13 protein-coding genes are annotated in these 13166 nt (G+C 69.5%); 5 read left to right on the top strand and 8 right to left on the bottom strand.

Annotated features, from left to right (window positions below; genetic code table 11):
* The first annotated feature begins 45 nt into the window (after positions 1-45).
* On the top strand, positions 46-786 hold the full coding sequence (pcrP, locus tag PSm6_RS23275; RefSeq protein ID WP_021219135.1) for an HAD superfamily inactivated hydrolase PcrP: 741 nt from the start codon (positions 46-48) through the stop codon (positions 784-786).
* A gap of 128 nt (positions 787-914) precedes the next feature.
* Positions 915-1178 carry a DUF4404 family protein gene (locus PSm6_RS23270; RefSeq protein ID WP_021219136.1) on the top strand — a complete coding sequence of 88 codons (264 nt, stop codon included), beginning with the start codon at positions 915-917 and terminating at the stop codon, positions 1176-1178.
* Between the two features lie 88 nt (positions 1179-1266).
* On the opposite strand, the gene queF is transcribed toward PSm6_RS23270, so the two are convergent.
* The 4 genes from queF to copI form a co-directional block, all read right to left on the bottom strand.
* Entirely contained in the window at positions 1267-2097 is an 831-nt protein-coding gene (gene queF / locus PSm6_RS23265) for an NADPH-dependent 7-cyano-7-deazaguanine reductase QueF (RefSeq protein ID WP_021219137.1), read from the bottom strand.
* 78 nt (positions 2098-2175) lie between these two features.
* Positions 2176-2877, bottom strand: a complete 702-nt coding sequence (locus PSm6_RS23260) for a copper resistance protein B (protein ID WP_043241580.1) — start codon at positions 2875-2877, stop codon at positions 2176-2178.
* Complete coding sequence (locus PSm6_RS23255; RefSeq protein WP_265168385.1) at positions 2864-4537, bottom strand: copper resistance system multicopper oxidase; 1674 nt, start codon at positions 4535-4537, stop codon at positions 2864-2866. Before PSm6_RS23255 ends, PSm6_RS23260 begins: the two co-directional genes overlap by 14 nt.
* Entirely contained in the window at positions 4534-5082 is a 549-nt protein-coding gene (gene copI, locus PSm6_RS23250) for a copper-resistant cuproprotein CopI (protein WP_265168384.1), read from the bottom strand. The genes PSm6_RS23255 and copI overlap by 4 nt, the downstream gene beginning before the upstream one ends.
* 144 nt (positions 5083-5226) lie before the next feature.
* On the opposite strand from copI, the gene PSm6_RS23245 reads away from it, so the two are divergent.
* Together PSm6_RS23245 and PSm6_RS23240 are read left to right on the top strand one after the other, a co-directional pair.
* The gene (locus PSm6_RS23245; protein WP_265168383.1) at positions 5227-5907 is read left to right on the top strand and encodes a heavy metal response regulator transcription factor; all 681 of its coding nucleotides are present in this window, start codon (positions 5227-5229) and stop codon (positions 5905-5907) included.
* Positions 5907-7244 (top strand): heavy metal sensor histidine kinase, encoded by a 1338-nt coding sequence (locus PSm6_RS23240; protein WP_286672670.1) that lies wholly within the window; start codon positions 5907-5909, stop codon positions 7242-7244. The genes PSm6_RS23245 and PSm6_RS23240 overlap by 1 nt, the downstream gene beginning before the upstream one ends.
* Here the strand turns inward: PSm6_RS23240 and PSm6_RS23235 are convergent.
* Positions 7233-9278 carry a WG repeat-containing protein gene (locus PSm6_RS23235; protein WP_265168382.1) on the bottom strand — a complete coding sequence of 682 codons (2046 nt, stop codon included), beginning with the start codon at positions 9276-9278 and terminating at the stop codon, positions 7233-7235. The genes PSm6_RS23240 and PSm6_RS23235 overlap by 12 nt on opposite strands.
* 137 nt (positions 9279-9415) lie before the next feature.
* Entirely contained in the window at positions 9416-10159 is a 744-nt protein-coding gene (locus PSm6_RS23230) for an SDR family oxidoreductase (protein ID WP_265168381.1), read from the bottom strand.
* Positions 10160-10551: 392 nt separating this feature from the next.
* Between PSm6_RS23230 and PSm6_RS23225 the strand changes: the two genes are divergently transcribed.
* On the top strand, positions 10552-11556 hold the full coding sequence (locus PSm6_RS23225; RefSeq protein ID WP_265168380.1) for a TRAP transporter substrate-binding protein: 1005 nt from the start codon (positions 10552-10554) through the stop codon (positions 11554-11556).
* Between the two features lie 6 nt (positions 11557-11562).
* Here the strand turns inward: PSm6_RS23225 and PSm6_RS23220 are convergent, their stop codons facing one another.
* The gene (locus PSm6_RS23220) at positions 11563-12759 is read right to left on the bottom strand and encodes a CynX/NimT family MFS transporter (RefSeq protein ID WP_265168379.1); all 1197 of its coding nucleotides are present in this window, start codon (positions 12757-12759) and stop codon (positions 11563-11565) included.
* Positions 12746-13126: a nucleoside deaminase gene (locus PSm6_RS23215; RefSeq protein ID WP_265168378.1), complete on the bottom strand. Its 381-nt coding sequence runs from the start codon at positions 13124-13126 to the stop codon at positions 12746-12748. The genes PSm6_RS23220 and PSm6_RS23215 overlap by 14 nt, the downstream gene beginning before the upstream one ends.
* Positions 13127-13166: the final 40 nt, after the last annotated feature.

Here is a 13166-nt window from a genome sequence, read left to right as displayed (position 1 = left end):
CGGCAGGGCTAGGCTGGGGCCTGACCCCGTCAGGATGACCTTGCCATGCCCACCAGCACACCGCCCGCATTCAATGCCCTGCTCTTCGGTCTCTCCGGCTGCCTCGTGGATTTCGGCGCCAGGACGCTCCCCGTGGCCCTGACCCGCACGCTGCCCCGCTGCACCGCGGAGCGCCTGCAGGAAGCCGCCACCCTGCCGCCGACCCAAGCCCTCGGCCACGCCCTGCAACGCCCGGCCAAGGCCGCCGAACTGGCGCGCTTCAACGAAGCCCTGGCCAGCGCCGCCGATGAACACGCCGAAGCCGCACCCGGGCTGGACCAGCTCCTCGACCTGCTCGCCGCCCGGCAGATCCCCGGCGCCTGGCTGGACGAGCTGCCCGAAGGCACCACCCACGCCCTCGCCGGCCCCCTGGCCAGCACCCTGGCTGCCGGCAACGACCCCGAAAGCCGACCCTGGCCAGCCCCCGACGCCTGCTGGCGGGCCCTCGCCGCCCTGGGCGTGGAGCGCCTGGAGGGCTGCGTGCTGGTCAGCAGCGAACCGCGCCTGCTCCAGGCCGGCCTCAATGCCGGACTCTGGACCGTCGGCCTCGCCGCCAGCGGCCGCCTCTGTGGCCAGGCCCTGGGCGACTGGCAGGCCCTGGCCGCCAACGAGCGCGACCCCCTGCGTGCCCGCGCCACCCTGGAGCTCTACCGCCTGGGCGCGCACTCGGTGATCGACCACCTGGGCGAGCTGCCCGCCTGCCTGGACGACCTCGCGGCGCGCCGACAGAAAGGCGAAAAGCCCTGACCGCACAATTGTTACAGCCTTGATCGGGATCAGGCGCGCGCGGCACTCCTGGATTAATCTCAACGACACGAGGGACCTTTTGGCAGCCGCCGGAGGTCCACTCCAAAGTCTTATGAAAGGAGAACGCCATGTCTGAACGTCTGCAGCAGCAACTGCAAGAACTGCGCGAGCAGTTGGCCAGCGACGCCCCGATGGATGAGCACGAGCGCGCCGAGCTGAACACGCTGATCCAGGACATCGAACTGCAACTGGCCACCGAACCGGCCACCCCGCCCGACGACAGCCTCGTGGATGGCGTCAACCTCGCGGTCGAGCGCTTCGAGATCAAGCACCCGACCCTGGCCGGCACCCTGCGCAACATCGTCCAGAGCCTGGCGAACATGGGCATCTGACGCCAACTGCAACAAAAAACCCCGGCCTTGTGCCGGGGTTTTGCGTTCTGGGGGGTAGCCCGGGCTTCAGCCCGGGAAAATGGACCGCCTACTGCCGTGCCAGCCGCCCGTTGTCCGGTGCCAGCTCATGGGTGCTGCGGTAGGGGTTGATGTCCAGCCCGCCCCGGCGCACGTAGCGGGCATGTACCGTCAGGTACTCCGGCTTGAGCAGGCGCTGCAGGTCGAGGAAGACGCGCTCCACGCACTGCTCGTGGAAGTCGCAGTGCTGGCGGAAGCTGACGATATAGGCCAGGAAGCTGGCGTGATCCAGGCGCGCGCCCTTGTACTCCACCACCAGGGTGCCCCAGTCCGGCTGGCTGGTGACCGGGCAATTGGACTTCAACAGGTGGCTGTGCAGCGCCTCTTCCACCACCTCGCCGGCATCGGCACGCAGCAGCTCCGGCTGCGGGTGCTCGTAGTTGGCGATGGCCACGTCCAGGTCGTCGATGCAGGTCCCGGCGGCGCGGGCCACGCCTTCGGCCTCCACCTCGGCCAGGCTGCGCACGCGCACCTGCACCGGCGCGCCGGCGGCGGCCGACAGGTCCTTCTCCAGCACCGCCACCAGCTCGGCGGCATTGGCGAAGGCGCTCTGGTTCAGCGAGTTGAGGTAAAGCTTGAACGACTTCGACTCGATGATGTTCGGCGAGGCCGCCGGGATGGCGAACTCGCCGATGGCCACCACCGGCTTGCCGGACGGGGTCAGCCAGGACAGCTCATAGCAGTTCCAGAAATCCACGCCTTTATAAGGCAGGGTCTCCGCCGTCAGCCCCAGCTCGTTCCATTTCGCCACGCGGGAGATGGGGAACAGCAGTTGCGGGCTGTAGGTGCTGATGTACTCGCTGGATTTGCCCAGCGGCGAGTGTTCGGCGGGATGCTGCATGAGGAAGGCGACCTGAGCGGGAAAACCCGGCAATTGTATACAGGCCGCCACCCGCCGCGAAACCCGCGCGGCGCCCGCTCAGAACCAGGCGCGCAGCCCGACCACCCAGGCCCCCTCCTCGTCCGCCTCGCCCTCCTGCCGCAGCCAATCGCCGCTGCGCCCATAGGTACGCTCCCACTCGTAGCCGATGTAGGGCGAGAAGTCCGGCGCCAGCCGCCAGTGCAGGCGCAGCCCGGTCTCCAGCGTGCTGCCGCCGGCGCCGCGCCCCAGGTCGTGGTCGTCGGCCAGGGCCAGGTCGTACTCCAGACGCGGCTCCAGCACCAGGCTGCGGGTCAGCAGCAGCTCGTACTCCGCCTCCAGGCGCAGGGAGGGGTCGCCCCGCTCGCTGAGGAACAGGTTCGCCTCCACCTCGAACCACTGCGGCGCCAGGCCCTTGATGCCAAGCACCCCGTAACTGCGCGAAGGCCCGGGCTGGTCGTCGTAACGCAGCCCCACCTGCCAGTCGAAGAAGTCACTGACCATGCGCCGATAGAGCAGCTGCGTCTCGCTGTCCACGGTCGGCCCACCGGCATCGCGCAGGCCCTCGTTCTTCAGCACCAGCTTGTGCAGGTCGTTGCCGTACCAGCCCTCCGCCTCCCAGGCCAGCTGCGCGTCGTTGCCGTGGAAACGGCTCTCCAGGCGATCGAAGCCGAAATAACCGACGGGCATGGCGTCCATGTCCATCGCCAGCGCTGCCGGGCTGGCCAATGCCGCCAGCAAGCCCCACTTAATGCTGCGCATGAGCGGCGTCCCCCTTGCTGTCCATCTCCATCGCGTCGCCCAGGGAACGGCTGCTGCCATCGGGCGCCTCGACGATCACCTTGCGGAACATGCCGCTGGCCATGTGGTAAATCAGGTGGCAGTGGAAGGCCCACTCACCGATGGCATCAGCCGGCACGTCCACTTCCAGGGTGCTGCCGGGTGCCACGTTCACCACATGTTTGAGCGGATTGAGCCGGCCATTGCCCTTGTCCAGCTGCATCCACATGCCGTGCAGGTGCATGGGGTGGTTCATCATCGTCTGGTTGACGAAGCGGAAGCGCACCCGCTCGCCGTAGCGCAGGCGGATAGGCTCGGCCTCCGAATACTTCACCCCGTCGAAGGACCAGAAGTAGCGCTCCATGTTGCCGGTGAGCTTCAGCTCGATGGTGCGGTCCGGCGCGCGGTAGCGGGCGTCCGGGCGCATCGCCTTGAGGTCGCCGTAGACCAGCACGCGCCCGCCCTCGGCCTCCGGCGCCACGCCGCTGCCCGGCGCGTAGTCGGGGTTGCCCGCCGGCGCCGACGGCATCCCGTGGCCCATGGTGGCGTGGTCCATCCCGGCCATGGCGCCGTGGTCCATGCCTGCCATGTCCCCCATGTCGTGAGCCATGCCCATGTCGGCCATGGTCAGGCGGCGTGGCGCGCCCAAGGGCGGCACCTCGCCGGCCATCCCGTCGCGCGGTGCCAGGGTGGCGCGCACCAGGCCGCGCCGGTCCATGGATTCGGCCAGCAGCGAGTAGGCGCGGTCCTCGGTCGGCTGCACGATCACGTCATAGGTTTCCGCCACCGTCATGCGCAGGCTGTCCACCGTCACCGGCAACACGTCGTTGCCGTCGGCCTGCACCACGGTCATCGGCAGGCCGGGGATGCGCAGGTCGAAGTAGCTCATGCCCGAGGCGTTGATCAGGCGCAGGCGCACCCGCTCGCCCGGCTTGAACAGCGCCGTCCAGTTCTGCCCGGTGTCGCGGCCGTTGACCAGGAAGCGGAAGCCGCTGACATCGGCGATATCGGTCGGCGACATGCGCATATCGCCCCAGGCCCAGCGGTCCTTCAGCGTCGCCCAGACGCCATCGCGCCCGGCATCGCGGAAGAAGTCCCCAAGGGTCAGCTTCTGGTCGTTGTAGTACTCGGCGTCCTTCTTCAGGTTGGCCAGGGTGCGTTCGGGCTTCTCGTCCTGCCAGTCGAACAGCATCACCGTGTATTCGCGGTCGTAGCGGTACGGCTCGCGGGCCCGGGGCTCGATGACCAGTGGCCCATACAACCCCTCCTGTTCCTGGAAGTCGCTGTGGGCGTGGTACCAGTAGGTGCCCGACTGCTGCAGGCGGAAGCGGTAGGTGAAGGTCTGCCCGGGCTTGATGCCGGGGAAGCTGATGCCCGGCACGCCGTCCTGGTCGTAGGGCAGGATGATCCCGTGCCAGTGCAGCGAGGTGTCGCGGTCCAGGCGGTTGGTCACGCGGATCTCCACCTCCTCGCCCTCCTTGAAGCGCAACTCCGGGGCCGGCGACTGGCCATTGATGGTCAGCGCCGGCCGGCGGCCATCGCTCAGCTCGACCTGCCCTTCGTCGATCACCAGGTCGTAGCTGCCACCCAGGGCGTTGGCGGCCAGGGCCAGCAGCCCGGCGCCGATCAGCACCCGCTTCATGGCGTGACCTTGAGGCTGCCCACCATCCCCGCCTGGTAATGCCCGGGGATGTTGCAGGCGAACTCCAGCCCGGTGGTGGCGCTGAAGGTCCAGGTCAGCTCGGCGGTCTTGCCCGGCTCCACCAGCACGCTGTTGGGGTCGTCGTGCTTCATCATCGCGCCATGGTCCATGCCGGCCATGTCGTGGCCCATCTTGCTGTGGTCCATCTGGCCCATGTCGTGGTTCATGCCGGTGGGGGTGAGCATGCCCATCTGCTGCATCTGCAGCATTTCCTTCTGGTGCGCCGCATGCATGGCGGCGTCGCCCAGGTTGAACTCGTGCAGCAGGCCGCCCGTGTTCTTCAGCACGAAGCGCACCGTCTCGCCCTCCTTCACTTCCAGGCTGACCGGCTCGTAGTACATGTCGCCGAGGGTGATCTCCACGGTGCGGTCGGCCTCGGCGGCCTTGCCCGGGTGACCGAAGGCGTAGCCCCCGGCCGGCGTGTCGGCCAGCACCGGCAGACTGAAGGACAGGCCCAGGGCCAGGGCGATGAGAGAGGATTTCATAAGGCGCTCCTTGAGTGACGATGGCGCCACCTTAAGCACCCCAGGCTGGCGCCTGGCTGACCGCGACATTACAACTTTGTCAGCTTGCGCCACCGACAGCCGCCGGCGCGGTATAAAGCAAGCGTTCCCCGCTACGAGTACTCCATGAAACTGCTGATCGTCGAAGACGAACCCAAGACCGGCCACTACCTGCGCCAGGGCCTGGGCGAAGCCGGCTTCCTCGCCGACCTCGCCAGCGACGGCATCGCCGGCCAGCACCTGGCCCTCACCGGCGACTACGACCTGGTCATCCTCGACGTCATGCTCCCCGGCCGCGACGGCTGGCAGGTGCTGCGCGCCCTGCGTGAGTCCGGCCTGGAGATCCCCGTGCTGTTCCTCACCGCCCGCGACGCCGTGGAAGACCGCGTGCGCGGCCTGGAACAGGGCGCCGACGACTACCTGGTCAAGCCCTTCGCCTTCGCCGAACTGCTGGCCCGGGTGCGCACCCTGCTGCGTCGGGGCGCCACCGGCCAGCAGGACACCAGCCTGCAACTGGCCGACCTGCGCCTCGACCTGCTGCGCCGCCGGGTGGAACGCGACGGCCAGCGCTTCGACCTCACCGCCAAGGAATTCGCCCTGCTGGAACTGCTGCTGCGCCGCCACGGCGAGGTGCTGCCCAAGTCGCTGATCGCCTCCCAGGTCTGGGACATGAACTTCGACAGCGACACCAACGTCATCGAGGTCGCCATCCGCCGCCTGCGCGCCAAGGTCGACGACGCCTGGCCGACCAAGCTCATCCACACCGTGCGCGGCATGGGCTACGTGCTCGAGGCGCGGGACGCCTGATGCGCCGCCTGTCCCTCGGCGCCCGCCTCAGCCTGCTGTTCGCCGCCTGCACCGCCGCCGTCTCGCTGATCGCCGGCCTGCTCTTCGACCGCGCCAGCGCCGCGCACTTCGTCGAACTCGACCAGCAACTGCTGGCCGGCAAGGTCGAGGTGTTGCGCAGCATCCTCGGCCCGGCGCGCAACGCCGAAGCCATCGGCCGCCATGCAGACGAGCTGCGCACCGAGCTGGAACGCCACCCCGACCTGGCCCTGCGCATCCTCGGCGCCGACGGCGAACCCTGGTTCGACAGCCAGGCCGTCTCCGGCGCCGGCCATGACCGCCACGGCGACACCGCCTGGCGCCGCTTCGACGCGCCCCTGGAACCGCAGCGCGCGCAATCGCCCCGGCTGGAACTGCGCCTGGACATCACCCACCACCAGCACTTCCTCGAACGCATGCAGCGGCTGATCTGGCTCACCGTCGGCCTCAGCGCCCTGGCCACCGCCCTGCTCGGCGCCTGGGCCGTGCGCAGCGGCCTGCGCCCCCTGCGGCGGATGACCGAAGTCGCCGCCGGCGTCTCCGCCAGCTCGCTCACCACGCGCCTGGCCGACGACCGGCTGCCCGCCGAGCTGGCCGGCCTCACCCAGGCCTTCAACGCCATGCTCGGCCGCCTCGACGACGCCTTCCAGCGCCTCTCGGCCTTCTCCAGCGACATCGCCCACGAGCTGCGCACGCCGCTGTCCAACCTGCTCACCCAGACCCAGGTCACCCTCGCCCAGCCCCGTGACGGCGACGCCTACCGCGAAGCGCTGCACTCCAACCTCGAAGAGCTGCAGCACCTGGCGCAGATGGTCAACGACATGCTGTTCCTGGCCAAGGCCGAGCACGGCCTGCTCGCCACCCGCCTGGAGCCCCTGCAGCTGGGGGCCGAGCTGGACGCGATGGCGGAATTCTTCGCGCCCCTGGCCGAGGATGGCCAGGTCACCCTCAGCCGCCAGGGCGACGCCCGCCTGCCGGCCGACCGCGCCCTGCTGCGCCGCGCCCTGTCCAACCTGATCGACAACGCCCTGCGCTTCACCCCGGCGGGCGGACGCATCCAGCTCCTGGTGCAGCAGGACGCCGGCCAGGTGCGCCTGGAAGTGGCCAACGACGGCACCCCGATCCCCGCCGAACTGCTGCCGCGGCTGTTCGACCGCTTCTTCCGGGGCGACCCGGCGCGCCGTGAAGGCCAGGCGGAGCACGCCGGCCTCGGCCTGGCCATCACCCGCTCCATCGTCCACGCCCACGGCGGCGCCATCCGCTGCGAATCGGCCGGCGGCTGGACGCGCTTCGTGCTGGAGTTCCCGCTAGCGCCTTGAATCGGGGCCGGCGGGCTGGCAGTCGTAGCTCAGCAGCACATCCACGCCCCAGGCCTGCCAGCAGGACGCCTCCAGCACATAGGTCGAGCCGTTGAAGCGCCAGTCGGAGACCCCCTGCCCCTGGTCCGCATACACGCGCACCGGCACATGGCCCTGGCTCAGCGGCCCGCTCACCGCGCCGAGCATGCCCTGCCCTTCCAGCAGCAGTTGCGCCTCGCCTGGGTCATCCACCGCGAACAGCCAATGGGCGTTGCTGCGCTGCACGTTCTGCGACACCAGCACGCCCGGCCGGCCTTCGCCCAGGTCGACCCGGCCGAACCCCAGGCTCGCCTTGCCCCAGCCATCGCCCATGTCCTCGTCTTCGGGCGAGTAGTTGCCCGACTGCGCCACCTGTTGACGCAGGCGCTGCTGCAGCGCCTCCGGCACCTCGCCCGGGAGTTCCGGCAAGGCCATGCCGCCTTCCGAAGCCACCGGCTGCGCCCAGCGCGGGTCGCTCAGTCCCTCGTCCAGCAGCGCCCGCTGGCAGCCGGTGTCGGCCTTGCAGGCCCGCAAGCGCGCCAGCCAGGCATCGAGGGCAGCGGACCACTGCAGGATCGAGCGCTCCGGCGCCAGGCTGCCGTGCAAGCGCACCGCCATCTGCTGCGCCTTCGCCCGCAACTGATCGTCCACACACAGGCCCGCCCAGTCACCGCCCTGCCCCTCCAGCGCCACCCGCCGTTCTTCTGGCGACAGGTAGTTCGCACCGTTCAGCATGCAGGGCAGGAAAGGCAGCGGCCCCGGCAACTGCTCCAGCTGCGGGTCGGGGAAATGGCGCGCCAGCAGCTCGTCGTAACGGGCCAGCACCTGCCCGCTGCGGTCGATCAGCGCCTCGACGCTGCGCTCGTAGGGCAGCGGCAGGGTCACCACCGCCCGCCCCTCATCGAAATCGTCGATCACTGCCGGGTAGCTCGGGGCGATCACCCAGGCTCCCTGGTGATCGATAAAGCCCCACAGGTGATTCTGCGACGAACGCGCCGCCGCCAAGCCCTCGTGGAAGCCGTGGGCATCCTCGAAATCCCCCGGCAGCGGGTAGCTGCCGTCCACCGCCATGAAACGCACCGTGCTCGGCGACTGCACCTGCCCCAGGTTCTCCCCGGTGGGCAGCCGCACCGGCAGCAGGCCCTCGCGCAGGCTCAGGTCGAGCGGCTCGCTGTACAACCTAGGCGCCGGGCCGAACAGCAGCTTCGCCTGCTCATCCAGCAGGCCCCAGCCCCAGGGCCCGTCCGTCGCCATCACCCGCACGACTTCGTTCAAGGGGTGCACACGGGTCACCTGCAGGTGCAGCCACTCGCTGAACAGCGCCGCCAGGTCCAGTTCCAGGGGCGGCACCGCCTCCAGCGCCTGGGCGCAATCGCCCAGCGGGTGCTGGGCATCGGCCCCCGGCACCGGCAGCCGCCCATCCGCCGGCAAGCGACCCAGGGCGCGGGCGGAACGGGTCTCCAGCACCCAGGCGTTGCAGCGCCCGGCCGCGCTCGCGCCCGGCTCCTGGCGGTTTCCGCTGCCGTCCATATAGAAGTTGCCCCGACCGCCATCGGGGGCCGCCAGGGTCTGGCCGCCCCGGTAGTCACGGAGGAAATACAGGCCCTCGACCAGCGGGAAGGCCGGCTTGCCGTCCAGGCCCAGGTAGCCGCAGAAGCGTCGGTCGGCTTCCTCGCGGCAGACCATCGCCCGCCCCTCGACGAAGGGCCGGGCGATGCTCAGGCCGGGCGCCACCAGCACCCGCCCCGCGTCATCGGCATAGCCCCAGAGCTCATCGCGCTTGAAGGCGAAGCGGCCGGCCTGCAGCCCCCCGCCCACCTGCTGGAACAGTTGCGGCACCTGCAGCGCCCCCTTCGCCGTCACCAGCATGCAGTCGCCACCCAGACGCTGGTCGACCGCCTCGTTGGCGCTCGACCAACGCATGCCGCAGAGCAGCTGCGACGCCGCCTCGGCAGCGCCCGTGCCGCCCATCATCAGCACCAGGCCCCACAGCAGCGCCTTGCTTCCCTTCACCATGCAACCACTCCCTGCACCCCGTATCGATCGACCACCCGCCGCGCGCTCAATGACGAGCGGCAGCGAATACTGCGGCGCGACTGTACAGGGCTTGCCGGGGTTTTTCCTCGCTTTGCTGAAGGGGCAGGCAGGTCAGCTCAGACGATGCCGCCGTTGACCCGCAGCGTCTGGCCGTTGATCCAGCCGCCCTCCTCGCTGGCGAGGAAGGCCACCACCCCGGCGATGTCTTCCGGCTGGCCGAGGCGCTGCAAGGGCGCCAGGTTGGCCAGGCGCGCCACGGTTTCCGCGTCCTTGCCGTCGAGGAACAGCTCGGTGGCGGTCGGCCCCGGCGCTACGCAGTTGACGGTGATGCCGCGGCCGCGCAGCTCCTTGGCGAACACCCGGCCCATGGCCTCCACCGCCGCCTTGGAGCCGGCATAGGCGGCGTAGCCCGGCAGCGCCAGGCCCACCACGCTGGTGGAGAAGTTGATGATCCGCCCGCCATCGCGCAGGCGCTGCGCGGCCAGCTTCATGGTGTTGAAGGTGCCGCGGGTGTTGACCGCGAAAATCCGGTCGTACAGCGCCTCGCTGGTATCGGCCAGGTCCACCAGGCCAGGCTGGATGATCCCGGCGTTGTTCACCAGCACATCGACCCCGCCGTACTCCAGCTCGGTCTGGTCGAAGAGCACGGCCACCGCCGCCGGGTCGCTGACATCCGCGAGGATGGCGTACGCCCGGCCTCCGGCCTGGATGATCGAGCGCACCACCTGTTCGGCGGCCTCGGGACGGGCGGCATAGTTGACGACGATCTGGAAGCCGTCGGCGGCGAGGCGTCGGGCGATGGCGGCCCCTATCCCTCGGGAGGCGCCCGTGACGATTGCGGTTCTGGCAGGGTGCGGCATGGATTCCCTCCGGGAGGCCACGGCGACTTCAGGCAGGCCGGGCCTCCACTGGGTATAGCTGGCGGGGTCGCGGCCGTGATGCCGGTCATCCGCCAGGGGCGCCGTCGACGCAGCCAGCCGACGACACGTCACCCGCGCCACCAGCTATTTGCCAGAACTGAGCATTGCTCCGCTCATTGGAGCGGCCGCTCTGGGAGATAATCGGCGGTCCGTCGCAGTCGATGGCCACCCGCCAGCCCCCTGCCCGAAACCGCCCCGGCAAACTGCCGAAGCGGGAACTACCATAACGACAAGGCCGTAGCCGGACGCCCCCGATGGGCGCCACTGCGCCTGCCGCCCTCGCTAACCCGCGAAGGTGCACTTATCTGCCCGATAACAAGAAAGGGACATCAATGATCAAGAAGTACATCGCCGTCCTGGCCTGCGCACTGACTCTGCCCACCGGTTTCGCCGCCGCTGCGGAGGAAGCGCCCATTACCCTGCGCTTCTCCCACGTGGTGGCCGACGACACGCCCAAGGGCCAGGGCGCGCTCCTGTTCAAGAAGCTGGTGGAAGAACGCCTCGGCAGCCAGGTGAAGGTGGAGGTCTACCCCAACTCCACGCTGTTCGGCGACGCCGACGAGCTGCAAGCCCTGGCGGACGGCAAGGTGGACCTGCTGGCCCCGTCGCTGGCCAAGTTCGACCAGTACACCAAGCAGTTGCAGATCTTCGACCTGCCCTTCCTGTTCGACGACCTCGAAGCCGTCAACCGCTTCCAGAAGCGCGCCAAGGGCCGCCAACTGCTGCGCTCCATGGAAGACAAGGGCATCATCGGCCTCGCCTACTGGCACAACGGCATGAAACAGATGTCGGCCAACCGCGCCCTGCACACACCGGCCGACGCCCGCGGCCTGGCCTTCCGTATCCAGGCCTCCGGCGTACTCGAGGCGCAGTTCGCCCAGCTCGGCGCCAAGGCCGTGCCGATGCCCTTTGCCGAAGCCTTCGCGGCGCTGCAAAGCGGCAAGGTCCAGGGCACCGAGAACACCTGGTCCAACCTCTACAGCCAGAAGATCAACACCGTCCAGCCCTTCATCATGGAAACCAACCACGGTGTGCTGGACTACATGCTGGTGAGCAACGCGCGCACCTGGTACGCCATCCCGCACAAGACCCGCACCGAGCTGGAAGCCATCATCGATGAGGTCACCTTTGCGGTGAACCACGCCGCCGAGCAGCAGAACCAGGCCGACCGCCAACGCATCCAGAGCAGCGGCAAGACCCAGCTGGTCACCCTCAGCCCCGAGGAACGCCAAGCCTGGCGCACCGCCATGCAGCCGGTGTGGGAGCAGTTCACCCCCGAGATCGGCGCCGACATCGTCAAGGCCGCGCAGGTCGTCAACCGCAAGCAGTCGCAGTAACCCGCCTCAGGCCCGGGCCGGCACTTCGCCGCCCGGCGCCATCCCATAGCTGGCCGGGCTGAACACCCGGGTCAGCGCCAGCATCGCCAGCACCATCACCACCAGCACCACCCAGGCGCTGGTGAAGCTGCCCGTCACTTCCCGCAGCCAGCCCGTCAGCCAGGGCGACACCGCATTGATCAGGAAGCCGATGCCCTGCACGAAGGCTGCCAGTTGCCCCGCTTCGCGCGGGTCACGGCGATGGTCGAGGGTGAGGATCAGGCTCAGCGCAAAGCACGCGCCCAGGCCGAAGCCGATCAGCGCCACCCACAGCAGGGTCAGCTGCTGCGGCATCCACACCAGGCCGGCGAAGCCCACCGCCTGCGCCGCCAGGCACAGCGTCAGCAGCGGGCGGCGGTCCACGCTGCGTTGGGCCAGGGCCGGCATCACCAATGCGGCCAGCACCTGGAACACCGTCATGAAGGCCAGCAGGGAGCCGCTGCGGGTCGGGCTCCATCCCAGCTGCTGATAGAAGGCCGGCAGCCAGGCCACCATGCTCATGTAGCCGCAGTTGATCAGCCCGAAGTACAGCGCCAGCGTCCAGGCGCGGCGGTCTCCCAACAGCCTTGGCTCAGCGCTTGCGTGCGGCGAATCGGCCCGCGCCAGCGGCAGGCGTAACCACAGCAGCAGCGCCAGCGCAGCCGGCACCAGCCAGAAGCCCAGCCCCGCCTGCCAATGGCCGAAATGCCCCGCCAGTACCGGGCTGAGCAAGGCCGACAGCCCGCCACCGCTCATCAGCGACGCCGAATACAGCCCCATGGCCAAGGCCACGCGGCCGGCGAACTGGCGCTTGATCACCGCGGGCACCAGTGCCTGGATCAGCGCCACGCCGATGCCACCCAGCAGCGCCGTGCCCAGCAGCGCACCGCCCTGGTCGCAGAGCCAGCGGGCCAGGCAGGCAGCGAAGATCAACGTCAGCCCGATGGCCACGCCACGTCGCTCACCCAGGCGCGCTTCCAGGCGCACCGCCGCCAGGGCCACCAGGCCCATGCAGATCACCGGCAGCGTGGTCAGCAGCGCCGTGCTCTGGAAGCTCAAGCCGGTGGCCGCGCGGATCTCGCCCAGCAGCGGGCTCACCGAGCCAAGAATCGGCCGCAGGTTCAGGCCCAGGGCCACCAGCAGCAGCCAGGCGACCAGCGGGGTGCAGGTTTCAGCCTTGCGCATGCAGGTCCTTCCAGCGCTGGTAGAGCGCGGTGGCGCCCGCCTGGGGCAGGTGCCGCACCGGCAGGCGCTGCTGCGCCAGGGGTAGCGCCATCTGTTGGTAGATGGCGGCGGTGGAGAGGCCGAAGGGCTCGCCCTCTTCGTTGGCGATGGCGAACACCGCGCGGCTCACCCCGCTCAGGTGCATGGCGGCCAGGCACATCGGGCAGGGCTGGCCGCTGGCGTAGATCACGCAGCCCTCCAGGCGCGGGCCCAGGCTCTGGCTGGCGGCACGCATGGCCAGCAGCGCGCCGAAAGGCCGGCCGCCGCGCTCGACGTTGGCGCGGGCCAGCTCCACCGCCCGCTGCAGGAATGCCTGGTCATCCGTCATGGAAATCGCTCCGAAGGTGAGGAAAACCTGCGGATTATGT

The organism is Pseudomonas solani, from assembly GCF_026072635.1.
Classification (GTDB): domain Bacteria; phylum Pseudomonadota; class Gammaproteobacteria; order Pseudomonadales; family Pseudomonadaceae; genus Metapseudomonas; species Metapseudomonas solani.
Note: the sequence above shows the minus strand (reverse complement) of the source record. Positions and strands in the feature narration are given on the sequence as shown.